23 protein-coding genes are annotated in these 22,413 nt (G+C 48.9%); 15 read left to right on the top strand and 8 right to left on the bottom strand.

Going from position 1 to position 22,413, the window contains the following annotated elements:
- Nucleotides 1-14 precede the first annotated feature (14 nt).
- Entirely contained in the window at nucleotides 15-1,313 is a 1,299-nt protein-coding gene (locus tag K0H61_RS17485) for an MFS transporter (protein ID WP_220050722.1), read from the top strand.
- A 100-nt stretch (nucleotides 1,314-1,413) separates the two neighbouring features.
- On the opposite strand, the gene K0H61_RS17480 is transcribed toward K0H61_RS17485, so the two are convergent.
- Both K0H61_RS17480 and K0H61_RS17475 read right to left on the bottom strand, forming a co-directional pair.
- Nucleotides 1,414-1,869, bottom strand: coding sequence for a DUF2141 domain-containing protein (locus tag K0H61_RS17480; protein WP_220050721.1), 456 nt, complete (start codon nucleotides 1,867-1,869; stop codon nucleotides 1,414-1,416).
- A 51-nt stretch (nucleotides 1,870-1,920) separates the two neighbouring features.
- A complete protein-coding gene (locus K0H61_RS17475; protein WP_220050720.1) occupies nucleotides 1,921-2,694 on the bottom strand; it encodes a GntR family transcriptional regulator in 774 nt (257 codons plus the stop codon).
- A 409-nt stretch (nucleotides 2,695-3,103) separates the two neighbouring features.
- Here K0H61_RS17475 and K0H61_RS17470 point away from each other — a divergent pair, with 409 nt between their 5' ends.
- From K0H61_RS17470 to K0H61_RS17440, 7 genes are all read left to right on the top strand, one after another.
- A complete protein-coding gene (locus K0H61_RS17470) occupies nucleotides 3,104-3,880 on the top strand; it encodes a maleate cis-trans isomerase family protein (protein ID WP_220050719.1) in 777 nt (258 codons plus the stop codon).
- A gap of 61 nt (nucleotides 3,881-3,941) precedes the next feature.
- A complete protein-coding gene (locus K0H61_RS17465; protein ID WP_220050718.1) occupies nucleotides 3,942-4,952 on the top strand; it encodes a hypothetical protein in 1,011 nt (336 codons plus the stop codon).
- A 163-nt stretch (nucleotides 4,953-5,115) separates the two neighbouring features.
- The gene (locus K0H61_RS17460) at nucleotides 5,116-6,315 is read left to right on the top strand and encodes a CaiB/BaiF CoA transferase family protein (RefSeq protein ID WP_220050717.1); all 1,200 of its coding nucleotides are present in this window, start codon (nucleotides 5,116-5,118) and stop codon (nucleotides 6,313-6,315) included.
- Between the two features lie 9 nt (nucleotides 6,316-6,324).
- Nucleotides 6,325-7,245: a hydroxymethylglutaryl-CoA lyase gene (locus tag K0H61_RS17455; protein ID WP_220050716.1), complete on the top strand. Its 921-nt coding sequence runs from the start codon at nucleotides 6,325-6,327 to the stop codon at nucleotides 7,243-7,245.
- 45 nt (nucleotides 7,246-7,290) lie between these two features.
- Nucleotides 7,291-8,727, top strand: a complete 1,437-nt coding sequence (gene leuC / locus K0H61_RS17450) for a 3-isopropylmalate dehydratase large subunit (RefSeq protein ID WP_220050715.1) — start codon at nucleotides 7,291-7,293, stop codon at nucleotides 8,725-8,727.
- On the top strand, nucleotides 8,727-9,368 hold the full coding sequence (leuD, locus tag K0H61_RS17445) for a 3-isopropylmalate dehydratase small subunit (protein WP_220050714.1): 642 nt from the start codon (nucleotides 8,727-8,729) through the stop codon (nucleotides 9,366-9,368). The genes leuC and leuD overlap by 1 nt, the downstream gene beginning before the upstream one ends.
- A 99-nt stretch (nucleotides 9,369-9,467) precedes the next feature.
- Entirely contained in the window at nucleotides 9,468-10,664 is a 1,197-nt protein-coding gene (locus tag K0H61_RS17440) for an MFS transporter (protein WP_220050713.1), read from the top strand.
- Between the two features lie 12 nt (nucleotides 10,665-10,676).
- On the opposite strand, the gene K0H61_RS17435 is transcribed toward K0H61_RS17440, so the two are convergent.
- The 5 genes from K0H61_RS17435 to K0H61_RS17415 all read right to left on the bottom strand — a co-directional run bounded on the left by K0H61_RS17435 (nucleotide 10,677) and on the right by K0H61_RS17415 (nucleotide 14,989).
- Entirely contained in the window at nucleotides 10,677-11,555 is an 879-nt protein-coding gene (locus K0H61_RS17435; protein ID WP_220050712.1) for an isocitrate lyase/PEP mutase family protein, read from the bottom strand.
- Between the two features lie 9 nt (nucleotides 11,556-11,564).
- Complete coding sequence (locus K0H61_RS17430) at nucleotides 11,565-12,341, bottom strand: maleate cis-trans isomerase family protein (protein WP_220050711.1); 777 nt, start codon at nucleotides 12,339-12,341, stop codon at nucleotides 11,565-11,567.
- Nucleotides 12,342-12,406: 65 nt separating this feature from the next.
- Entirely contained in the window at nucleotides 12,407-13,606 is a 1,200-nt protein-coding gene (locus K0H61_RS17425; RefSeq protein ID WP_220050710.1) for an MFS transporter, read from the bottom strand.
- An 83-nt stretch (nucleotides 13,607-13,689) separates the two neighbouring features.
- The gene (locus tag K0H61_RS17420) at nucleotides 13,690-14,487 is read right to left on the bottom strand and encodes a hypothetical protein (RefSeq protein ID WP_220050709.1); all 798 of its coding nucleotides are present in this window, start codon (nucleotides 14,485-14,487) and stop codon (nucleotides 13,690-13,692) included.
- A complete protein-coding gene (locus tag K0H61_RS17415; RefSeq protein ID WP_220050708.1) occupies nucleotides 14,480-14,989 on the bottom strand; it encodes a VOC family protein in 510 nt (169 codons plus the stop codon). Before K0H61_RS17415 ends, K0H61_RS17420 begins: the two co-directional genes overlap by 8 nt.
- A 122-nt stretch (nucleotides 14,990-15,111) precedes the next feature.
- Here K0H61_RS17415 and K0H61_RS17410 point away from each other — a divergent pair, with 122 nt between their 5' ends.
- From K0H61_RS17410 to K0H61_RS17385, 6 genes are all read left to right on the top strand, one after another.
- Nucleotides 15,112-15,975, top strand: coding sequence for an NAD-dependent epimerase/dehydratase family protein (locus K0H61_RS17410; protein ID WP_220050707.1), 864 nt, complete (start codon nucleotides 15,112-15,114; stop codon nucleotides 15,973-15,975).
- A gap of 59 nt (nucleotides 15,976-16,034) precedes the next feature.
- On the top strand, nucleotides 16,035-16,853 hold the full coding sequence (locus tag K0H61_RS17405; RefSeq protein WP_220050706.1) for an SDR family oxidoreductase: 819 nt from the start codon (nucleotides 16,035-16,037) through the stop codon (nucleotides 16,851-16,853).
- Between the two features lie 32 nt (nucleotides 16,854-16,885).
- On the top strand, nucleotides 16,886-17,710 hold the full coding sequence (locus K0H61_RS17400; RefSeq protein ID WP_220050705.1) for a hypothetical protein: 825 nt from the start codon (nucleotides 16,886-16,888) through the stop codon (nucleotides 17,708-17,710).
- 33 nt (nucleotides 17,711-17,743) lie between these two features.
- Complete coding sequence (locus tag K0H61_RS17395) at nucleotides 17,744-19,060, top strand: MFS transporter (protein ID WP_220050704.1); 1,317 nt, start codon at nucleotides 17,744-17,746, stop codon at nucleotides 19,058-19,060.
- Nucleotides 19,061-19,077: 17 nt separating this feature from the next.
- Nucleotides 19,078-19,929 (top strand): hypothetical protein, encoded by an 852-nt coding sequence (locus K0H61_RS17390; protein WP_220050703.1) that lies wholly within the window; start codon nucleotides 19,078-19,080, stop codon nucleotides 19,927-19,929.
- Between the two features lie 80 nt (nucleotides 19,930-20,009).
- Nucleotides 20,010-20,741, top strand: coding sequence for an alpha/beta hydrolase (locus K0H61_RS17385; RefSeq protein ID WP_220050702.1), 732 nt, complete (start codon nucleotides 20,010-20,012; stop codon nucleotides 20,739-20,741).
- 36 nt (nucleotides 20,742-20,777) lie between these two features.
- Here K0H61_RS17385 and K0H61_RS17380 read toward each other — a convergent pair whose 3' ends face one another.
- Nucleotides 20,778-21,581 carry an SDR family NAD(P)-dependent oxidoreductase gene (locus K0H61_RS17380; RefSeq protein ID WP_220050701.1) on the bottom strand — a complete coding sequence of 268 codons (804 nt, stop codon included), beginning with the start codon at nucleotides 21,579-21,581 and terminating at the stop codon, nucleotides 20,778-20,780.
- Nucleotides 21,582-21,675: 94 nt separating this feature from the next.
- Between K0H61_RS17380 and K0H61_RS17375 the strand changes: the two genes are divergently transcribed.
- Nucleotides 21,676-22,266, top strand: a complete 591-nt coding sequence (locus K0H61_RS17375) for a hypothetical protein (RefSeq protein WP_220050700.1) — start codon at nucleotides 21,676-21,678, stop codon at nucleotides 22,264-22,266.
- Nucleotides 22,267-22,413: the final 147 nt, after the last annotated feature.

Raw genomic sequence — 22,413 nt, 5'->3', positions numbered from 1 at the left:
GAAAGGGAAAGAGCATGTCTGATTCAGTGATTGAAAAGAAATACCTAGGGATTAGTGTCAGCGACGGTGTGACAGGATGGCATATGTCAACCTTCTACCTAACCTGTGTCGCTACGATTCTATTAGGCACCTTTATTAATGCTTTCCAGCCGTTTTTATTTAATGAAATTATGCATATTCCAACGCTCGAACAGGGCGTAGTGAGTGGCAAATTAAACTTTTGGGGTGAGATGGCGATTATCGCCTCGGTCGGTTTTTGGGGTGCTTGGTCGGATAAACTCGGTCGACGCGCCATTATGGTACTGGGCTTTATGCTGGTGGCCGTAGCCATGTATCTGTATCCCCATGCAAAAAGCGTCAATGAGCTGATCGTATATCGGGTGATTTACGGTCTGGGTATCGCCTCCGCTACCTGCATGATTGTGACTCTGCTGGCCGATTATGCCAAGGACATCAATCGTGGTAAGGCAGCGGGTTTACAGGGTGTTTGCAACGGCATTGGTGCGGTCATCGCCCTGTTTGTGTTACTGCGTTTACCTGCAGTGTTTCAGCAGCAGGGCATGTCGGCCTTTGAGGCCGGTACTCAAACCTATTTGATCGTCGCGGGTTTTGCTGTTGCCGTTGGTTTATTGTCTATTCGTGGCTTAAAGGCCCATGAAACCGTAGTGCATGAACAGAAACCTTCGATATTCCTGTTAATCTACGAAGGTATAAAAGCGGCCCGCGAGCCAGGTATTGCACTGGCCTATGGCGCCGCTTTTGTATCGCGTGCAAACCTCACCATAGTTGGCGCCTTTATGACCTTGTGGTTGTCTAACTATGGCACCCAAGAAGTGGGCATGACTGCGGCCGATGCCTTGAAAAAAGCCGGCATTATTGTTGCTATTGCCCAGAGTGTGGCGCTATTTGGTGCGCCGTTATTTGGTATCTTAACCGACAAGCTCAATCGGGTAACCGCGTTGTTAATTGCGCTGTTTATTACCTTTGTGGGTTATTGCAGCACTTACCTCGTGTCAGATCCCTTCGGTGGTGGCATGCTGGTGGTTGTGGTGATTATTGGTTTGAGTGAAATTGGTGCCATTATCACCTCTGGGGTACTGATTTCGCAGCAAACACCTGCAGAGAAGCGCGGTGCCGTCATAGGTATCTTTAACCTCTGCGGTGCTATTGGCATTTTGGTTTCCAGCGTGGTGGGTGGTTACCTTTATGACAATTGGGATCAATCTGGCCCCTTCGTCTTTGTCGGTTTCTGCGGCTTAGTCGTGTTTGTGTGGGGCTTGATAGTGAAAAATAAAATCGTGCCACTTAACTAAGCTGACTTTCAGCCATCAAAAAGCCCCAACTTAGGTAGCTAAGTTGGGGCTTTTAATTTAGATACTTGCAATCTAACTATTTTGAATTTAACGATGTGGATTAGTTAAAGTTAGCAAGATTAAGCGTTTGCAGCACTGGTTGGCCCGCAATTTGAAATTTAGCATCCTTAAACTCAGGTGCGCCCATGCTACCCTTAGCATTATTTGAGATAGCGACAGGCTCCCTTGGGATACCAATCCAGTTACTCTTTAGCGCGCCGTCTTCATCCTTATCTTGGAATACTGACAGGGCATAATCACCGTCAGGTAGATCTAAGCTAAACTCCAGCTTTTCATCTTTCACCTGATCCTTAAGATTGATGGTGTGCAGCTTATAAATCTCATTGGGTTTATCGGACAACCACTGTTTATCACTGTTATAGACTCGAACGACTAGCTTGCCTTGATCCGATTGCAGTCCCGATAGGGTTACATTGAGGCTTTGTGCCGATACTGAGCAGGCTAAACCAATGCAGGTAAACAACAGGCTGACAGCTTTAGCGGGTTTCGCGTACATATCACTTTCCTTTGTTATCACACCGATACAGCAATAAACAGTGTTTAGTTTCTAACTAACCGAAAACTCCATCTCAAACTGGTATTGATCTGGGCGATAAACGGCGTACATATGATCAAACAGCTTGCCGTCTTTATCGTACATAGAGCGATCCAGTACGAGTAACGGTTTGCCGGTTGGAATTTCTAAATGCATGGCTGTATCGACATTCGATAGGGTGGCAGTTAGCGACTGTTTCACCTTGCAGGAATGGAGTTCGATACCTGACATTCTGAAGATGTCCATACGTGACATCTTCAGTAGGTTTTCTTCGTTGTATATATCGCCAATATCGCGGGTCCAGCTACCGTAGTAGCCAAAAGGTACACCCTCGGACAGACGAATACGTTGTGATTGAATCAGCTCGGTTTGGCCATCAGTGCCGAAGCGTTCTTGAATATCCAAGGGAGGAATAGACTTACGGAACATTAAAGACTGGACTTGGGTTTCGCGGCCCATGATCGCTAGGCTTTCCAACAGACCCGAAATAGGTGCATCCAACTGCTCGGCGCGGTGCTTGTAGGTCACATGTGAACCTTTACCACGGTGACGGCTGATATAACCTTCCTCTGCCAGCTCATCCATTGCGCGCTTAGCGGTAATGCGTGATACACCGAATACATCCGATAGCTGATGTTCAGTCGGCATTTTTTCACCATAGGGGATTTCCCCTAAGTGAATTTTTTCCTTAAGAAAAAGATAGACCTGATGGTACAAGGGGGTTGGTACGTCGCTCACTAAAGCATGCTTTAAGCGGGGATCAGATAACAGTTCTTCAAATGTCATAGTTTCATTCTGTCGTTGGTTTATTACGTCAAAGCGCCCCGATTTTATCGGTCGTCTTTAACATAGTCTGAGCCACAGGGTTTGTGAAAACGCTTAAAAATATAGCAATTTCATGTTATAGGCTTAGAGCAAATATAACAATTGCTTTGCCACGAATAAGCCCAAAGACTTATTCAGTCTTTAATGCTTAACATGTTGTTTCAGTGGGTTTTAACCCCTTGAATATGCTCTGATAGGCAGCTTATTGCAACCTAACTACACAGTGCTCATCCGGTGGTTGTGGTTTTCGATTTAATGGTGTAGCTTTGGGTTAACGTTATAAATGATATATCATTAAGTCAAAATCTGCAATTGATCTCAGTCTCAACTCCATGCCGTATTGAACTGAGTGGTGAAATAAGGGACTGCAATGGACAACTACCAAATAGCTCGCCGCGCTCAAATCGGCGTCATTATTCCGTCTACCAATACTGGTGTGGAATATGATCTACAGAAAATTCGTCTCGATGGCGTGTCTTGGCACCCATCGCGCTTCTATATCGAGTTACGTAATTGGGCCGATGAAGTGGCTAAAACCGGCGAGTCGGATAACCAAGTGTTTGAACGCTTCCTCGAAATTATGCGAGGAGAGATCCCATACTCTATTCGTAACGTATTGAGTGCGAAAGTAAATCATATCATGCTCGGTATGTCTGCGGAAACCTTTTGGGGCGGTCTCGAAGGCAATATAGCCTTCGAACGTGAAATCAAAAACCAGATTGGCGACCTAGGCTTAACTACCGGTGCCGGTGCCACTAAAGAGGCATTAGAGAAGTTTGGTTGCAAAAAAATCTCTGTTATCACCCCTTACCCGCAGGTAGGCGATGAAAACGTGATCCGTTTTTTCAGTGATATTGGTTTCGAAGTACATAAGGTTAAAGGTCTCAACCGCCCATCGGCGACGGCTATTGCCGAAACGTCGATCAAGCAAGTGGTTGATGCAATTTATGAAGTCGATGCAGATGACGTAGATTGCATTATCCAATGCGGTACAAACTTGTCGACCGTGGATATATTCCCAAGTTTTGAACATATCCTAAGTAAGCCTATGTTACCAATCAATACCTGCACAGTGTGGCATGCGCTGCGCGCCTGTGGTGTGAACGATAAAATCACCGGTATGGGACGTTTGTTGGAAGAGTTCTAGACCTAATTTGGCCGTTGTTGTCTTGGGCAAGAATGAGATGAATGGATAATCAGGAGCAGGTATGCGTTTTAGTTTACCGCTGGGCATTTTAGGTTGTGTTGCTTTAGTTGGCTTGATTTGGTTGATTGGCCCCTACAGCGCACACATTGCCTTTATCCCCGATAAGGGGCCGCTGTGGTATTTCTGGAAACGGCCTGATCCTGATTTTTGGAGTCATTTTACCGCCTGGGGGTTCTATGCCTGCCATCAGGTGGCTATTTGGTGGTTAATCTACAGTGCGAAAACCGCTTATTCCTCCCGAACCTTGGATGATAAGGCGAGCGACTCGCCCTACAAGAGCTTAGGCTTACATAGGGTCAATCTGTATGCCATTGGTACAAATCTATTTTTTATCGTTTTGCATATAGTGCAAACCAAGATTTTTTATGATGGCCTCGCCCAAGATGTGAGTAATCTTAGTGCACAGTTCTCGGTGATTATTCTGCTGCTGATGGTGCTATTAATTGAGCACAAACGCCGCGGATTATTCTTCGGTAAAAAGATCATCGGTATAGACCAGACCTACAACGTGGTAAAGCAATACCACGGCTATTACTTTGCTTGGGCAATTATTTATACCTTTTGGTTTCATCCCATTGAAACCACAGTGGGGCATCTGCTCGGTAACTTCTACATGTTTATGTTGATGTTGCAGGGAAGTCTGTTTTTCACTCGCTTTCATCGCAACAAATATTGGACTGTATTACTCGAAACCTTCGTGTTACTCCACGGTGCATTGGTGGCCTACGCCTCGGTGCATGGGGAGTCTGTCTCTATGTTTGTCTTTGGCTTTGCGGTGATTTTCTTCGTTACCCAAATCTACGGATTAGGCTTGAGCCAACGAATGATAATGCTGTTCAGCGGTTTGTTTGTCGTGGTTTTGGTCCTTTATTACCAAAGCAATTTTATTAAGGGTATAGAAATTTTTCGCATCCCGATGGTGCTTTACCTCGGTGTTGGCTTGTTTACCCTTATCCATGCCATAGGCAGGTTCGCTAACCGTTCCGTGGCTAAGCGCGAACTGCGGTCTTAAGTCCTTATTTTGCTATTCCTTTTGTCTCACTGAAGTCTGTTGTTGAGCCGATTTGCTTTTGTGCTACTCGTAATGGGTCATACGGAATGCTTGCTGAAAAAATATAAATGATATAAAGTTATATCATTGTGTTTAATTGCTGTTTTGGAAGGGGATCCTAACAATGAACAAGCCGTTAGCGGGTATAAGAATAATCGACCTAACCCATATGTTGTCTGGGCCCTATGGTGCAATGATCCTGTCGGATATGGGAGCGGACACCATCAAGGTTGAGCCGCTTCAGGGCGAAGGCACACGCAAGCTGCTGGCCACAGATCCTAACAACTCGCTGGATGGATTCGGCGCCTATTACATTACCCTCAACCGTAACAAACGCTCGGTTGCCGTCGACCTCAAAACCGACGAGGGCAAGCAAGTGTTTTATAAGCTAGTGAAAGAGGCGGATGTAGTGATCAGTAACTTTGGCCCTGGCGTACCAGAGCGCTTAGGTATTGATTACGATACACTTTCAAAACATAACGAACGTATTATTACCTGTACTATCACAGGCTTTGGCTCCCAAGGGCCAGGGGCGAATCGTCCAGCCTTTGATCAGGTTGCCCAAGCTTTTGGTGGCGGCATGTCGATCACGGGTCACAACGAACACGAACCTATTCGCGCGGGTATCCCTATCGGTGATTTGGGCGGCGGGATGTTCAGTGTGATGGGGATTTTAGGTGCCATCGTCGAGCGTTTCAGCAGCGGTAGGGGTCAGCATGTCGATATCTCTATGCTCGATTGCCAGATTTCGATGCTCAACTATATGGCGACCATGCACTTTTTATCGGGCGAAAATCCGTTCCCAATTGGCAACTCGCACTTTGTGCACGTGCCCTATAACAGTTACAAAACCCAGGATGGCCACATCATTCTGGCGGTGATCACCGATAATTTCTGGCACAATTTGAAGAAAGTTGTGAAAATACAAGAGTTTGAGGATCCAAAATACGACACTCAGCCCGGTCGTTTCGCCGATAAAGCCTTTATCGATTCCACGCTTAACAGCATTTTGGCGACGAACACGAATGCCTACTGGATCCGTTTACTGGAAGAGGCACGTATTCCCTGCGCGCCGGTCAACAAATTCAGTGACGCCCTTAACGACTCTCAGGTTCGTGCTCGAAATATGGTGATCGATTTGCATCACCCCAACGGTAAGAAAACCCAAGGACCAGGTCATCCGATTAAGATGTCGCGCACCAACGAGGAAACTTTCTCTGCGGCGCCGCATATCGGTCAGCACACAGACGAAGTGTTGTCATCGCTTCTGCAATTTACCTCAGATGACATCAGCGAATTGAAGCGCAAAGGCATTGTGGGCTAGGGGAAAAGCATGAGTGATTTTGTCCGAATTAACGATGTTGGCCCCAGAGATGGTTTGCAGAATCAGGCGCAGATTTTAACGCCTGATCAGCGCATTGCGCTTATCCATGGCTTGGTTGATGCTGGCGTGCCATCGATTGAGGTGGGAAGCTTTGTCTCTCCTAAAGCTGTACCTGCGATGGCGGGTGCTGCCGAGATTGTCACCAGTCTTAACCAAGCGGGCATCAATAAACGCGCCTATTTGCAGTCACTGGTGCCAAATCAAAAGGGATATGAACTAGCACGCGACGCGGGTGCTGAAGCCGTTTTGTTGGTGGTCTGCGCCTCTGAAACCATGAACCAGAAGAATGTTCGCATGGGCATTAATGATGGTTTAGGGCAGGCGAGGGAAATCATTCAACAGGCCAAAACAGATGGTATCGATGTGCTAGCTTGCATTGCCGTCGCCTGGGAATGCCCATTCGAAGGTAAGACAAATCCTAATGTGGTGCTAGAAATGGCTGCCAAACTGACGGAATTTGGCGCCCATGAATTGGTGATTGCCGACACTATCGGCGCTGCTATGCCCAATGCCGTCAATGGTTTGATGAAGCAGCTCATTACCCAGCATCCAAACCAAGCTATCGCCTGTCATTTCCATGATACCCGCGCTATGGGGCTTGCTAACGTGTATGCCGCATTAGAGGCTGGCGTGCGCCGTTTCGATGCCTCGGTGGGTGGTCTGGGCGGTTGTCCTTTTGCCCCCGGTGCGACCGGCAATATTGCCACTGAAGATGTGGTGATGATGCTGCAGCAAATGGGGATGCATACCGGAATCGATTTGACCAAGCTGATGGCCGTAGGCCAATTGGCGGGCGAGATGACTGGTACGCCAACGGGCGGCCGCGCCCACCAATGGCGTAGTTTGCAACTGCAAAAGGCAAGGCTCTAAGCAATCCCATCGTTTCATTCCATTTGTATATTAAGAAGAACAATCATGAGTGGACAAACCCTTTACGACAAAATCTGGCAGGCCCACGTGGTGTCGGGCGATGACGAATCGGCATTGATTTATATCGACCGCCATGTGATCCACGAAGTAACCTCGGCGCAGGCCTTTGAAGGTTTAAAGCTTGCCGAGCGCCCAGTATGGCGCAGCGACTCGATTCTGGCGATGCCCGATCATCAAGTGCCAACTACAGAGCGTGAAAAAGGTAAAGCGGGTTTCGTCGATAAGCTGGCTCTACTTCAAGTCAGCACCTTGGATGATAACTGCGATGAACACCAAATTGCCCAATTTAAATTGCAGGACCCTCGTCAGGGCATAGTGCATGTGGTGGGACCCGAGCAGGGCGCATCACTGCCAGGCATGACCATTGTTTGCGGTGATTCACACACGTCAACCCACGGCGCCTTTGCGACGCTGGCACAAGGTATTGGTACCTCTGAGGTTGAGCATGTGCTGGCGACCCAGTGTTTGCAGCAAAAGAAATGCAAAAACCTGCGGGTGCGTGTCGATGGCAAGTTGCCCTTTGGCGTCACGGCTAAGGATCTGATCCTCCATATCATAGGTCAGCTCGGTACCGCTGGCGGTACGGGTTACGCCATCGAATATGCGGGCGAAGCCATCGAAAGCCTTTCAATGGAAGGCCGATTAACCGTTTGCAATATGACAATCGAAGCGGGCGCTCGCAGCGGCCTAATTGCCTACGATCAAATAACCGAAGATTACCTGCGTAATAAACCCTATGCCCCTAAAGGACAGATGTGGGAGCAGGCAGTTAACTACTGGCGTACGCTGGTAAGTGATGCCGATGCGATATTCGATAAAGAGTTAGTCATTCGGGCGCAGGATATTCAGCCCCAAGTGACTTGGGGGACCAAACCCGATCAGGTGGTTGCGGTGACTTCACAGGTGCCACCATTAACTCACGCTAAAGATGCGGTTCAACGCGCCGATTGGCAAAGGGCGTTGCAGTATATGGCACTCAGTGAAGGTGAGGCCATGACAGACCTCAAACTCGATCAAGTGTTTATCGGCTCATGTACGAATGGCCGGATTGAAGATATCCGCGCCGTCGCCAAGGTCGTTAAGGGCAAGCGCATTGCGCCTTCAATAAAACGTGCCATGGTAGTGCCAGGCTCTGGCCTAGTGAAACAGCAGGCCGAGGACGAAGGTCTAGATAAAATCATTACAGCAGCGGGGCTCGAATGGCGCTTTGCGGGCTGCTCTATGTGTAATGCCATGAATCCCGATGCCTTGGAAAGCGGTGAACGCTGCGCGTCCACCTCAAACCGTAACTTCGAAGGGCGTCAGGGTCAGGGCGGTCGCACTCATTTAGTGTCGCCTGCGATGGCGGCCGCGGCCGCAATTGCGGGGCATTTCGTGGATATCCGCCATATCGAGCTGGCACAATTGGAGGGAGAACACTAATGGCGGCGTTTATTTCCCATAAAGGGCTGGTCGCGCCCATGGACAGGGCCAATGTCGATACCGATGCCATTATGCCCAAGCAATATTTGAAGTGCATTTTCAAGACGGGTTACGGTGGCTGGGCCTTCGATGATTGGCGCTACCTAGACGCGGGAGACGTGGATATCGATGTTAGCAGTCGCAGATTAAACCCAGCTTTTGAGCTTAATAATCCTGACTATCAGGGCGCGAGCATCCTATTAGCGCGGGAGAATTTTGGCTGTGGTTCAAGCCGCGAACATGCGGTTTGGGGCATTCGCGATATGGGCTTTAAGGTCATTATCGCCACCAGTTTTGCCGATATTTTTTACAATAACTGCTTTAACAACGGGGTGTTAGCCATCAGCCTAGGCGCTGAGCAAATTGAACAGCTATTTAATTTAGCTGAGCAAGGGTTAACCCTTACCGTCGATTTAGATAAATGTGTGGTTGTTTTGCCTAATGGCGAGCAGATGGCTTTTACCATAGAGCCAAAGCGCCGCGAAAAAATGCTCGAGGGTCTAGATAACGTGGCAACGACACTGTTGCAACGCCAAGCCATTCAGGCATTTGAAGCCAAACATAAAACGGCTCACCCCTATTATTTTATGCCTATGGCATAAGCCCCCTTTGGCTGGCTTGCTCGTTCCTTTTTATTTCCGTGGGGAATGGGTAGGCCGGCCAAACTCATTCATCATTCAGTTCATTTTAGGTACAGACCCATGCCGATACTCTTCCTTACTGTACTCATAGACTTAATCGGTTTTGGCATGGTGATCCCCATTTTGCCCTTTATGGCGCCGCAATTTGGTGCCAGCGCCTTCGATATCGCCATGTTGATTGCCGCCTATTCTGTGTGCGCAGGTCTCGTAGGTGGTTGGTGGGGTAAGCTCAGTGACAGACTCGGGCGAAAACCTGTGATCATCCTTTGCCTGCTTGGGACTGCGCTTTCCTATGCCACACTCGCCTTCGCTAAAACTTTGCTTGCCGTCTACGTGGCAAGGATTATGGCGGGCAGTTTTGCAGGAATTTATGGTGTGGCTTCTGCTATGGTGGCGGATCTTTCTAAACCCGAAGAAAGGGCAAAGAGCATGGGGCTGATAGGCTCTGCCTTCGGTTTGGGTATGGTTGGTGGGCCATTTATTGGCGGCGTGTTGGCAGGGGATGAAATTAACTTTTTAATGCCGTCGCTTTTTGCTGCAAGTCTCTCAGTGATGGCCGCCTTCTTGGCACTGATTAAATTACCCGAATCCCATGGCCGCGAGAAGCGACAAGCTCACCAAGTCTGGCGAAGCGAAACGGGTAAAGTCAGCTTTATTCATCTGCTTAAACAGACCCATAACCGCTGGTTGATTATCGAGTTTCTGCTTCACTCCATGGTGGTCTCAACGGTTACTTACCTATTTCCGCTTTGGGTTGGCGATAAGCTCCAATGGGGGCCGACTCAGGTGGGTATCGTCTTTGGTATTCAAGGGCTCATGATGGCCTTACTGCAGGCAAAGTTAGTTGGGGTTTTGAGCCGAAGATTTGGTGAACTCAACGTGCTCACGGCGGCGATTGCCCTGCTTACTCTAGGGTTCAGCCTAGCCAGCGTGGCCGAGCAGCAACATTGGATGATTTTAAGTTTCTTTCTCTGCATTAGCGGCGCCAGCAGTTGCTCGCCAGTGATGAATTCGATTCTCTCTAAGCGCACACCTCTGGAATATCGTGGCCGTATGTTAGGCAATGCGAGCGCCCTAGGCGCTTGGGGGCGGGTCGCAGGTCCCTTATTGGCGGGGAGTTTATTAACGCTGTCGGGCTTTTCTCTGGCTTGGGCGGCAGGCATTTTGATTGGACTGGTGTATATCAGTTGGCCGCTGCATGAACGCTTTTCGTCAGTCTCTCAAGGGGCAATTAAGCCCCTTGAGTATCAAGATTAATGCTGTTTTAGTTTATGAATTCGCGTCGTATTTTTTAGCCTGCTCCAGCAGATTGTCGGCATCGAGCAGTTGATTTATTTGACTTAAATTCAGCATGGGCTGATTAAAGTGAGATGTTTCGCCCTGTTGCTGAATATGCGTGAGCAGCGCCTGCGCCGTCGGCACAAAGGCATGCAGCAATGCGACCGGATAGAGCGCCAGTTTGTAGTTAAGCTCGGCTAACTCAGCAGCATTTGAAACCGGGCTTGCGCCCCCCTCAACCAAGTTATGCACTAATGGCACCCTAGCGCCAAACTCCTTGGCAATGATTTGCATCTGCTCCAGCGTCTTAGGTGCTTCGATAAACAACAGATCTGCACCTGCCTCAAGATAGCGGGAGGCGCGCTCCATCGCATCCTCAAAACCCGTTACGCCGAGCGCATCAGTGCGCGCCACAAGAAGGGTGTTTTCGTTCTCGCGGCTATCGACGAAGGCGTGGATCTTACCCTCCATTTCGGCGCAGCTAACGACGTTTTTGCCCTTCATATGGCCACAGCGTTTTGGCATGACCTGATCTTCCATCTGCATAGCACTGGCGCCTGCGCGCTCAAACACTCGTACTGTGCGTTGGGTGTTGAGGGCATTGCCAAAGCCAGTGTCGATATCGACGATAAGCGGCAGCTCACTGATTTCACGCATTAATTGAATGCAGTGGGCGACTTCGCTCATGCCGATTAAGCCCACATCGGGAATACCGAATCGAGAGAAGGCGATGCCTGCCCCTGAGACGAAGCCAACATCAAACCCCGCCTGTTCTACCAGCCTAGTCGTGAGTCCGTCGAAAACTCCCGGCGCTTTGATAACGCCGGGTTTTGTAAGGGCAGCTTGTAATCTTTGACTATGCAATGACATAGCTGCGTCCTATTCGGGAATAGCGATGTGCTCAGAGAGCAGTGAACCAAAGCCACGAATACGGTCGTGAATACCATTGCTACGCAGCGCATGCCAGAAGGTCAAGGCATTGATGGCAAGAACGGGCTTACCCAACTCTTGCTCCAATTGTGCTGCCAGTTCGACGAAATACAGGTTAGTGCCCGCCTGTAGAATCAAATCCACATCGTCGCCATTCACCTGATCTACTAGGGCGCGGGTCTTGGCAAAGTTCTCGTGGGCAATTTCGACTGGGCCTGGCGAGCAGTGTCCGGCGATACGCACTACTTCGTAGCCGATGTCGGCCATAAATTTAACGACTTGGCTGTCGCCAACGGGCATATAAGGTGAAATCACCCCGATACGTTTGACTTTAGGGTAGCATTTCAAGGCATCCATAATGGCCTGCGCCCCGAAGGTAATATTGCAGCCACCACGGGATTGGGCGATGTCATTGTATTTTTTGAATTCGCGGTCGGAGCGGCCCTTACCGTCCCAGAAGGTTTCGGCGGAATAGCCGAAGATGACATGGTCAGGGCGACAGGTGAGTGAGTCGATAAGTCCCTGCTCAGTGGCGCCACCAATGGCTTGCACCATCTCCACAAATTCCTGTTCGTTGGTAACCTTAAACGGTGGGATCACGCAGGCGCGAGTGGCGAGCACTACGCCTTCGGGGCACATTTTGTGGTATTCAGTTTCTACTGCCGTGTTGGTTGAGGGCACGAGTACAGCAAATTTTTTGCGGTAACCATAGTAATCTAATGACATAATTCGACCTCTATAAAAGTATTAATGATATATCATTACTATATATCAATAGATTCACAAAGCAATCATTCGGTAATGCTTTGGCGTGACCATTGGATCTGTACCGCCTGCGCGAGGAAAAACAGACAAATCACGCTGCAAGTCGCTAATATTAAAGGGCTTTGCATACCAAATAGTAAGTAAAGACTGCCAGTCGAAAATGTCGCTAGGGTGCGTGACAGGGTACCGACCGATGAAAACACGCCCATCACTCGGCCTTTTTCGTGGGCGGGTGCTTTTTGCGATACCAGACTCTGTATACAGGTGAGCATTAATCCCGTTGCTGCCGCCTGCAGCGACATAGCAAACAGCACCACCCAATATAACTGGTTCGCGCCACTGATTATGAGTAGCACCATAGCGGAGGCATAGAGCCAGGCGCTGAATTTAAGCAGCCCCTGTTCACCAAATTTTTTGGCTAACTTGCCGACTAAACCACCCTGCACCGCAGCTAAGGTAAAGCCCGAGACCAAAAGCATAGGCGCTAAGCCCTGTGGGCCACTGATAAGAGACAGATCCTTTGCCCAGATAGGGAAAATTGATTCGAACAGTCCCGCCGCTAAATTGAAAAGCGCACCGCAGCTGATAATTAATATCAACACTCGTTGGGTTAACAGGTTTTTAAATCCGCTCCAACGAGATTGTGCTGGCGTGTCGCGGCTCTGTTGCTGATGTTCCTTGCTTAAGCTTTCTTTCAAAAATAGTGCGATACCTAAGAATGAGATAAAGGATAGCGTCGCGGAGGCAAGGGCTGGGCGAAGGAAGTTAGCGGCCTCAAAGTTATCACCAGCCATGATACTGCCAAGCGCAGGGCCGATGACAAAGCCTAGGCCGAAAGCTGCGCCTATCATGCCCATGCCCTTGGCACGGTTCGATTCATCGGTGATATCGGCGATATAGGCCTGAGCCGCGGCGATGTTGCCCGCCATACAGCCGCTGAGGATGCGCGAAATAGCGACTAGCCACAGACTGTCTGCGAAGGCGAGTAGCACATAGCCTAGGCAGGCACCGAACATGCTGAGCATGAGAATGGGTTTTCGGCCGTAGCGGTCACTTAAGCGACCGAGCAGGGGCGCCGAAAGGAACATGGCAAAGGAATATAGCCCCATTAGCAAAGTCGCAGTTTGAGCTGTGCCGCCAAGCTGCAGTACGTAGTAGGCGAAGATGGGGATCATGATGCCAAAACCAATCATGTCGGCGAGGATCACGATAAAAATGTTTAACATGTTAGCTCCTGTAGCATATTTGCTGTGGCTTAAGCTCAGTTGTTTATGTTTTTAGCGGGTGCATTATCTTTGTTTTGAATCGCTTATGTTTGAGCACTAACGATATGTTCTACGAGCTCAACCATCCAAAAAGCCTCAGGGTTTTGTTGCCAGCAATACTTTACTAGCAGCCCCGTTTCATCTATCCAAAAGGCGGCGTCATCCTGCTGCTGATAACGCTCCGACAGATAGCGATATTTATGGGTTTGGCAGTGAATATCAGCTAATGGGAGGATTTCTGCGTCAAGCTTCTCGGCGCTGCGTAAAGATTCTGTGGGGCGCAGCAGGGCATCAACACTGCTCGGATGATTAATGTCGGGGACTAGGGTTGATTGCGGTCCATGGCTCGCTAAATGAGTAATCACTTCACCGCTGAAGACTCGCATTAGCGGAAAATAGAGAAAATTATCACTGCGCTGCGCTTGATGCGTTTGGGTCTTGCCGTTTTGCAGCCGTTCGATAGTGAGTTGCCGCTCATTGGCATCGAACTGGTAAATGGCGGAGATATCTTGACCTGCTTGTTGCCAATGAATTTGGCTTAAAAAACTGCCTGAGGGTGAAGATGCCTGCCTATCCGCATCAGTTTGATAAACGGCGGGATTATCGGCCGCTGTTTTACACATATCTGTTTTATATGAAACTAAAATGGCGCAGTTAAGCGCATCAACAAAGCGGGCGCTATGAACAATCATATGACCATCAGAGGTTTGCGCTTTTATCCAAGGTTCGCTGATGGGCTGCAAATCGTAATTGAGGTAATAGCGGTAACAGCCGCGTTCAGTCTCCCTAGCATCTAAAGGAAGGGGCATAACCCTGAGTAGGCGCGAAAATACCTCACTCACTTTTGCTATCGCCTTCAATGACTTCAATCAGTTCGACTAACAGACCGCCAGTGGTCTCTGGGTCCAGATACACCATCTTTTTCGCGCTAGTCGAGGTCTTAGTCATAGTAATGACGCCATCAGGGGTGACATGTCCAGGCTTAATGCCATTAGCGGCTAATAGCGTCATGGCGCCATCAATATCCTTCACCCGCCAAGCAACGTGGTTAATCCCCGCACTGCCGCTGGCACCAGGTGTTAACAACAACGATTTGAAGTAGTCAGAGATGGGTTCGATTAGCTCAAATTCCATGTCTTTGACTTTGAACAGGGCAAACCGTGCTGGCACATTTTCCGTCTGCTCAAAAGGAGGAAGCACGAGGATCTCTGCATCCGTTAAACCATAGAGACGCTTAAAGTCGGCGATGCTCTCTGCTAGGTCAGTCACTATATGCCCAACATGCTGAAAACCCAGAATATGGTCTGCAAGTATATGATTTGTTGATTTTTCTGTACTTGTCATCGTTCGCTTCAATCCTTGTTTGAGTGACCTTTCTTGCTTTTAAATTCTTGAGTTTGACTAAATGATATATTATTAATACATTATGTCTATCTTGACTCACAATGACAACAAAAAGGCGGCTCATGAAACTGTTTATTCTTGGCTTAGGCCACGTAGGTAAAGCACTGGCGAAAAAGCTTAAAGCCGACGGTCATCAAGTGGTGGGCAGTACGACCACCGAATCTAAAGTTCCCGAATTGGAGCAACTCGTCGATGCGGTTGCCGTGTTAAAGGGAGAAGAAACTGCGAAGGTCGCCGCTGCGGCGGCGGGTTGTGATGCCATTATCGTGACCGTTGCACCTAATGTTCGAAATACCCGCACGAAGGAAGAGCGTGAGGTGCACTACGAGCAAGTGTTAGTGCGTAGCTGCGAGAGCGCACGTCTGGCCTGCCCTAGGGTGATCTTTTTATCGTCGTTTTCCGTTTATGGTGACGGTGGTGTAGGGCATGAAGCGATCGATGAGCTCACGCCAACATCAAATCATCAAGAACCTTCATCTAAGTACTATCAGCTTGCTGAGCAACAGGTGCTAAGTTCATCACTTGGCTGTGTGCTGCGTTTCCCTGATATGTATGGCGCGCCAGGGGATTTTACCTTCCCGCAAAGGGTGAAAATGGCTATCGACTATTTCGGTGGTAAGGCAATTTTCAGTGCCGATGCCCCTCTTTATGCGATTCATTTTGAAGATGTAGTGGACTCTGTTTACCACGTTATCCACAGCCAGTTGAGTGGCATTTATAACGTCTGCGATAACGGCCAAGTGCCAGCGACCAACAAGCAAGTATTCGATGCCATATGCGACCAAAACGACTGGCCTCGACTGGAGTTTCTAGGTCAAATCAAGGCGCCTAACCGCAAAATCTCGGCGGCAAAAATCTATGCTACGGGTTATAGGGTAAAACACCCTGACCCGAATGCTGATGTGGTTGCTACCGAATCGGTTTGAGTCACTAATCACCAACACTAAGCGCTAAATCTTAAAGCTAACACCAAGGAAATGGGCAAATGACAACTCTGGTAATCACTGGCAGTACTAAGGGAATTGGCAAAGGTCTGGCGGCCGAATTTGCTCGCCTAGGTCACCGCGTGGTGATCAGTGGTAGAAGTCAGCAGGATGTCGATGCCACCCTTGTGGAGCTCGGTTATCCGGCGTCACAGGTTGTGGGATTGGCCTGCGACAGTGTCGATAAGCGACAGGTAGAAGCCCTATGGGAGTTTGCCTGTGAGCACTTTGGCACAGTGGATATTTGGATTAATAACGCAGGTTTAGCGAGAACCGTTTGGCCAATTCTCGACACTCCTGATGCCGAAATACAGCAAATGGTGCACACCAACATTATCGGCACTATGAATGGTTGCAGAGTTGCCGCCAGTGGGATGAAGCGTGCGGCCAGCCAAGGACTCGTGTTACAGCCACAGAAGATTTTCAACATGCTTGGTGGCGGCAGTGATGGTGAGTATTTCCCTGGCATGGGGATATACGGCACCACTAAACGTGCACTGGATTACTTCACGAATGCCTTGAGTAAAGAGCTAAAAGGCGACGCCATTTTAGTGGGCAAGGTGCGCCCCGGCATGATTATCACCGAGGGCGTTATCCGTGAGGCTAAGGTTGATAAGGATAACTTCGAGCGTCGTCGTCGATTTGCCAACGTGCTTTGCGATCATGTTGAAACTGTTACGCCTTATCTGGCGCAGCAAATCCTCGCCGAAACTAAGACTGGGCGAAAAATCCGTTGGTTAACACCGATGAAAATGACGCTTCGAATGTTGTCTGGCTATGTGCGTAGTACGCCCGATAAGTTTACCCGTTACGGCCTATAACACCCTGAAACACAACTACAAAGAGAAGAAAAATGTCAGATACTAAAAATAAAGAAACAAAGACCCTCGATGAATTTCTGGCCGAGAACCCGAATGTAGATGTCAGCCGTTACTGGGAGCGTTGCTGGGGCATTTTAACCGCCCTTAAGCAGAAGATTACCGACAGATTTCCCCACCTAAGCCAGCATCCATCGACTTTCGACAGAGAATACTACACCTCACCAAATGGTGAGTTCGAAGGCTCCTATGCCGCCTGGACGGGTCATGGTGTCGAGTGGTTGGTCAACTCGTGGATTGGTAACCGCAAGGCTAGCATTCTGGATATGAACACTACTGCCTTTTTGGGGCAGGAAACCGATGTACCGCATTTAGTGATTGTGTTCGGTACCGTGCCGCAGCTTTTTTGCTACTGCGATTACACTCCGCGTAAGAACCTGCTGACCGATGTGGACTATCTGGATAAGTACTACGGCCCAGAGGTGAATAACTGGTACATGAAGCTACGTTCACACCCCAATTTCCATTGGTCGGTGAGCCATGGCAGCTATATGCGCGCCTTAATCAATCCAGCGACTCAAAGCTTGATGGGTGAGTTGAATGACGAAAACATCAGCATTTTCGAAACTTACCTACATGAGATGGTTGACCGTTGGTTAGGTTGGTTAGAGGCCGCTACGCCAGTGCCTGAGTCTGAGCGAGCTGAGCTTCAACGTAACGATCACATCATCCGTGAGATGAGCTATCGCCGCGATCCTATGAATAAGCTGGCTGCCAATGTGTTTGGTCAAACCGAGGTCGAAAAGATGATCGAGCTGCGGATGGGCAAGGCACAGATTGACGCCAACATCACTTACTGATCTTAGGTTTAGTGTGCTGGAGGGAGGGCTATCATGACACAAAGTGGGCAACCCAAAACCCTAATGGGGGTGCAACTGGTCGACGGTCTTAAGCGCCGTAACTGGTTAGCCTATCTGTTTGCAGTACTGATTTCATCGGGTTATGCGGGGGCTTTATCTATCCTGCAACCTGGATTGCTGCAGGTGATTGGGATTCCCTACGCCGAGCAGGCGACCCTGACTGGAATGCTAGGGGGTCTGCAGGAGGCGATATTCATCGTCATGATGGGACTCTACGGTGTCATGGCTGACCGCTTCGGTCGTCGGGTGATGTATGTATTTGGCCTTGCGACCACGGCGATTGGGTTTGCCCTCTATGGCAGCGCGACGTCGGTGGAGCAGTTAGTTATTTACCGAATCATCGTTGCGTTCGGCTCTGCAGCAATGGTGGGGATGATGGTGACGGTCGTCGCCGATTATTCCCATAACAGCACCCGTGGCAAAGCCAACGGAATTCAAGGGGCGATTGCCACTCTAGGTGCCTTTATTCCGCCGGTGCTTGCGGGTTTACCTAAGACTTTTGTCGGCGCTGGATATTCTGAAGCCGCAGCCCAACAGGCTACCTTTGCACTCGCCGGCGCCTTAGGCGTTGTGGCAGCAGTCGTGGCTTTTATCGGCCTGTCGAAAATGGTCGGCACTGTGGTGAAGGCGGAAAAGGAATCCTTGCTGGTGATGCTGCGTCAGGGTGCAAAAGAGGCGAAAAAGCCTGCCATTGCACTGTCATACGGGGCGGCGTTTATCTCCCGCGGCGACTTGGCCGTAACCGGCGCCTTTATGGGGCTGTGGTTAGTGCAATATGGTACAGGCACCCTCGGACTTTCGGCCAGTGATGCCATGTCGCAACTTGCTATGCCAGCCATTTTAATGGTCGTTAGTGGCGCGCTAGTTGGGTCAATCCTCACAGGATATTTGAGCGACAAAGTGAGTCGTATCACAGCTGTATCTATCGCTTCGGGCTTAGCTGGCTGTGTCTATGGCGCCATGTATTTTGTGCGCGATCCGAGTGCCACAAGCGTATTTCCGCTGCTGTTTGTGATGGGAATCGCTGAGATTAGTGCCTTTGTTTCTAGTCAGGCTTTAGTCGGTGAGCAAGCACCTGCCGAGCGCAAGGGTGCGGTGATTGGCCTCTTTGGTGTTGCTGGTGCTGTGGGCATTTTATTGGCCACAACAGGCGGCGGATTTTTGTTTGCGCACCTGTCGCCATCAAGCCCCTTTGTCTTATTCGGTTTACTGAATTCAATCGTTTTCATCTGGAGTCTCTTGTTGTCTAGACCCAAATCAAAACCCCTTTTAACAGAACAAAATGTCTAAACAATTAAGGTAACGTCATGCCACAAAGCCAATTTAAAACCAAACCTATGATGACAGAAGAGTTCGCTCGCCACTTAGCAAGCGGACAACAATTGGATACCAGCGCAATTTACACTGAGGTGTTAGCTTTACGTGACCGCATTTGGGATTATGTGAGTTCTGAGCTGGAGTTTACCGAGGATTTAGGCTGCGAAGATATTCACGAATTCAGTGATTTAGCTGGCAACCACCTAGGCAGAATGCGCAATTTTACCGGTAAGGGCGATAACCCTATTGATTGGGTTATCCACTCAAACATCGGTCTACCTGAGAATACCTTTACCAACATTCACCTGACGTTTTGGATGAAGGACAATACCGACATTCCTCACCTAGGGCTGGCATTCGGGACTCTACCAGAGGCCTTTTATTATGCCGACTTAATGCCTCGCTATGAGTTAGTGACGCACCCTAATTATGTAGAAAAGTATTATGCCCCAGTGAACCAGCTAGCGCTTAATCATGCTAAAGCTCTGTATGAGGAAGGGGTTAAACCTTTTACCGCGGCCATGCCTTTCATCCGTGCAAGTATTAGCCCTTGTACTATTTGCGGTGTTGGCCCGCTGGCATTCTTCAAAGATCATGCCGAAGAGCAAATTATGGAGCTGATTAAATACTGGGTTGGTTTAGTGAAACAAGCGAAACTGGATAACGATCCTGAGTCTTGTGCTGAGCGCCGCAAACGTGACTATCAACAACGTAAAAATATTGTGTATCTTGATCCGGCAAACCCGATTGCAGAACGTTTAGTGGGTAAAGAGGCCGCTGACCGCTTGGTTCGCATCTTGGCGGGCGAAGAGCGTAATGGCCAACCCTACGTTCAAGGATAAGATCCCAAGCGTGGTGCACGGGTTTTGCTAACGAAATGCAAACCCGTGCGTCAACAATTGGGAATTTATGGAGAACAATAATGATAAAAAAGATACTGATAGGTGTAGTTGCGCTGATTGTGCTGGTGGTCGGTGGAACCTTGGCTTGGATGAGTATTCCCTTTTCCTATAACCAAGATGAGACCGCTGCCGCACTGATTTCGTCGGATAAGGTGAATGTCGATGAGGGTGACTTTATCAGTTTTAAGCCTGTACAAACGGCACCGACCAAGGGGATCATTTTTTATCCCGGCGGTAAAACCAGTGCTGAGACTTTTGCGCCTTTTATGCGCCGTTTTGCAGAGCAGGGCTATTTGGCTGTGATTGTGCCTATGCCATTTAAAACCGCATTTTTAGGGGTGAACAAGGCTGATGAAGTGGTTGCGGCTTACCCAAATATCCAACATTGGGTCATTGCAGGGCATTCCTTAGGCGGTGTGGCGGCATCTGAGTATGTTAAATCCGCCGACTTAAATCGCATCGAGGGCTTATTACTATTGGCTTCTTATCCTGCCAGCGATATTAGCCAGTTTAAGATTGCGACTATGTCGATTTCGGGCGCTAAAGATTTACAATCGACACCGCAGAAGATTAACGAAAATAAAGCTAAGTTACCTGCCAGTACCGATTATGTAGTCATTGAAAATGCTAACCACTGGCAGTTTGGTTCCTACGCAGCTGACAACACTAAGCAGCAAGGGTTACTCAGCCCATCGGAACAGGCTGAGCAAGTATTTGCGCAGAGTTTGGCGTTTTTAAATCGTCTGCCTTGATATCTCAAGTTATTGAAATAAATAGCTGGGCTAACCTTAGCCCAGCTCTAGTTCGCTAAACAAATCACGCTTATTAAAGCCCGCCGTCATAAAGCGCATAAAGGCTTTACCACCTGTTAACCAAGCCACCTTGGTACCGGATTTATTCGTCGACAATATGCCGTTTACTAGCCATGGCGTTACAGTCTCAACCTTATCACCGAGAATGTTGAAGATCTTTTTCACCTTCTGCCATTCGGCAGAGGACGTATCGTAATCACCCACTAATAAATCGGTCACCACAATGCCTGGACTTAAGGTGTTGACCTGCACAGCTGTGCCTTTGACTTCCTTTTGCAGTGACTTATTGAGATAAGTCACTGCGCGTTTAGTGGCACCGTAAATCGCCATACCCGGCTGAGTGGCATCGTTACTGCCAAAGCCTTCCATGTTCCAGATTTGGCCGTGGTTTTGTGCTTTCATGCCCTTTAATGCCACGCTGGTGGCTAGTACCACGCCACCCAGATTAGTGGCAATGATATTGTTGATATCGTCGGTGGACTGTTGTTCTAACGGTTTGCGCGGTAGGCTCATGCCCGCGTTATTGATCCAGATATCGACGCTTGAAAAGGTCGCCACAGCGTGGTCCCAAACAGCTTGTAATTGGGCTTGGTCTTTTACGTCGCAGGCGAGGCCTGTGACCTTGTCTGCGCCAAATTGCAGGGCAAAACCGCTGACGACCTCGTCGACCTGTGTCTGGTTGCGACCCGTGATCACAACCCTACAGCCCTGCTTTAAAAAGTTAACTGCTAACCCTTTACCAATACCGCGGGTACTACCAGTGATGATGACTGTTTTCATTGTTCCTCCGCCGATGCGCTAGATAAATCTTTATTGTTATAACTTTAATACAAATGTAAGCTAATGAATAGAGTAAATATCAGTAGGATGAGTTATGGCAACGGTTTTCCCCATTGGCAGTGTTGGCCACACATTAATGCAGCTTAGAGGTACTTGGCACGACAGTGTCGAGTTATTCCATTTGGATGGCACACCCTTGATTGATGATACCCAAGCGGGCAGTGGTACGCCTGGGCAATCTCCCTTCGATAATCTGGTCTATATCGATTTTGATGGGGTCAATTTTAAAATTACCAACGTGCATTTTCGCGGCCGTCCGGCCTTAGCAAAGACCTTTACTGGTACCTTAAAGGAAGGGGTATTAGTGTTTGATCCTATGGGCAAGGGCAGTTACGAGAACGTGGGCATGTCTGGCGGTCCGGGCATTTTGACCTTTAGCGCTAGACAATTAAATCAGGCCACTGATGTGTATATGGAGCCGGACTTTATTATCGTGACTGCGCCTGGACACCGTACCCGCCATACTGTGCTATACCGCAATGGTGAGGCGACACGCACGCTCACTGCAAAGGGCGTACGCTTATCTCCTTGCTGCGATATGCGTCATCCCTTAGACCCTAGGGGCTTAGAGGGGGATGTGCATGAACCTAAGTTTGAGGCCAGCATTTGGCAGCATTTGGTCTAGAAGTTCGTATAGATATCAGCGAAGAAATGGCTATCGAAAGTAGCCGATAATCTGAACGAGTGATTTCGCCAATTTGCGACAAATGAGCCTTAAAAATCAGCCTTAAAACAATCGCGCCTGAGGCCACAATTGCAGCTTCAGGCGCGA

Source organism: Shewanella acanthi (genome assembly GCF_019457475.1).
In the GTDB taxonomy this organism is placed as follows: Bacteria; Pseudomonadota; Gammaproteobacteria; order Enterobacterales; family Shewanellaceae; genus Shewanella; species Shewanella acanthi.
The sequence above is the reverse complement of the archived record's forward strand: the minus strand, read 5'-3'. Positions and strand labels throughout refer to the sequence as shown.

Bases quoted from the DNA above. Each gene is read 5' to 3' on its own strand.
- K0H61_RS17485 (WP_220050722.1), top strand. From the start codon at position 15: ATGTCTGATTCAGTGATTGAAAAGAAATACCTAGGGATTAGTGTCAGC.
- K0H61_RS17480 (WP_220050721.1), bottom strand. From the start codon at position 1,869: ATGTACGCGAAACCCGCTAAAGCTGTCAGCCTGTTGTTTACCTGCATT.
- K0H61_RS17475 (WP_220050720.1), bottom strand. From the start codon at position 2,694: ATGACATTTGAAGAACTGTTATCTGATCCCCGCTTAAAGCATGCTTTA.
- K0H61_RS17470 (WP_220050719.1), top strand. From the start codon at position 3,104: ATGGACAACTACCAAATAGCTCGCCGCGCTCAAATCGGCGTCATTATT.
- K0H61_RS17465 (WP_220050718.1), top strand. From the start codon at position 3,942: ATGCGTTTTAGTTTACCGCTGGGCATTTTAGGTTGTGTTGCTTTAGTT.
- K0H61_RS17460 (WP_220050717.1), top strand. From the start codon at position 5,116: ATGAACAAGCCGTTAGCGGGTATAAGAATAATCGACCTAACCCATATG.
- K0H61_RS17455 (WP_220050716.1), top strand. From the start codon at position 6,325: ATGAGTGATTTTGTCCGAATTAACGATGTTGGCCCCAGAGATGGTTTG.
- leuC (WP_220050715.1), top strand. From the start codon at position 7,291: ATGAGTGGACAAACCCTTTACGACAAAATCTGGCAGGCCCACGTGGTG.
- leuD (WP_220050714.1), top strand. From the start codon at position 8,727: ATGGCGGCGTTTATTTCCCATAAAGGGCTGGTCGCGCCCATGGACAGG.
- K0H61_RS17440 (WP_220050713.1), top strand. From the start codon at position 9,468: ATGCCGATACTCTTCCTTACTGTACTCATAGACTTAATCGGTTTTGGC.
- K0H61_RS17435 (WP_220050712.1), bottom strand. From the start codon at position 11,555: ATGTCATTGCATAGTCAAAGATTACAAGCTGCCCTTACAAAACCCGGC.
- K0H61_RS17430 (WP_220050711.1), bottom strand. From the start codon at position 12,341: ATGTCATTAGATTACTATGGTTACCGCAAAAAATTTGCTGTACTCGTG.
- K0H61_RS17425 (WP_220050710.1), bottom strand. From the start codon at position 13,606: ATGTTAAACATTTTTATCGTGATCCTCGCCGACATGATTGGTTTTGGC.
- K0H61_RS17415 (WP_220050708.1), bottom strand. From the start codon at position 14,989: ATGACAAGTACAGAAAAATCAACAAATCATATACTTGCAGACCATATT.
- K0H61_RS17410 (WP_220050707.1), top strand. From the start codon at position 15,112: ATGAAACTGTTTATTCTTGGCTTAGGCCACGTAGGTAAAGCACTGGCG.
- K0H61_RS17405 (WP_220050706.1), top strand. From the start codon at position 16,035: ATGACAACTCTGGTAATCACTGGCAGTACTAAGGGAATTGGCAAAGGT.
- K0H61_RS17400 (WP_220050705.1), top strand. From the start codon at position 16,886: ATGTCAGATACTAAAAATAAAGAAACAAAGACCCTCGATGAATTTCTG.
- K0H61_RS17395 (WP_220050704.1), top strand. From the start codon at position 17,744: ATGACACAAAGTGGGCAACCCAAAACCCTAATGGGGGTGCAACTGGTC.
- K0H61_RS17390 (WP_220050703.1), top strand. From the start codon at position 19,078: ATGCCACAAAGCCAATTTAAAACCAAACCTATGATGACAGAAGAGTTC.
- K0H61_RS17385 (WP_220050702.1), top strand. From the start codon at position 20,010: ATGATAAAAAAGATACTGATAGGTGTAGTTGCGCTGATTGTGCTGGTG.
- K0H61_RS17380 (WP_220050701.1), bottom strand. From the start codon at position 21,581: ATGAAAACAGTCATCATCACTGGTAGTACCCGCGGTATTGGTAAAGGG.
- K0H61_RS17375 (WP_220050700.1), top strand. From the start codon at position 21,676: ATGGCAACGGTTTTCCCCATTGGCAGTGTTGGCCACACATTAATGCAG.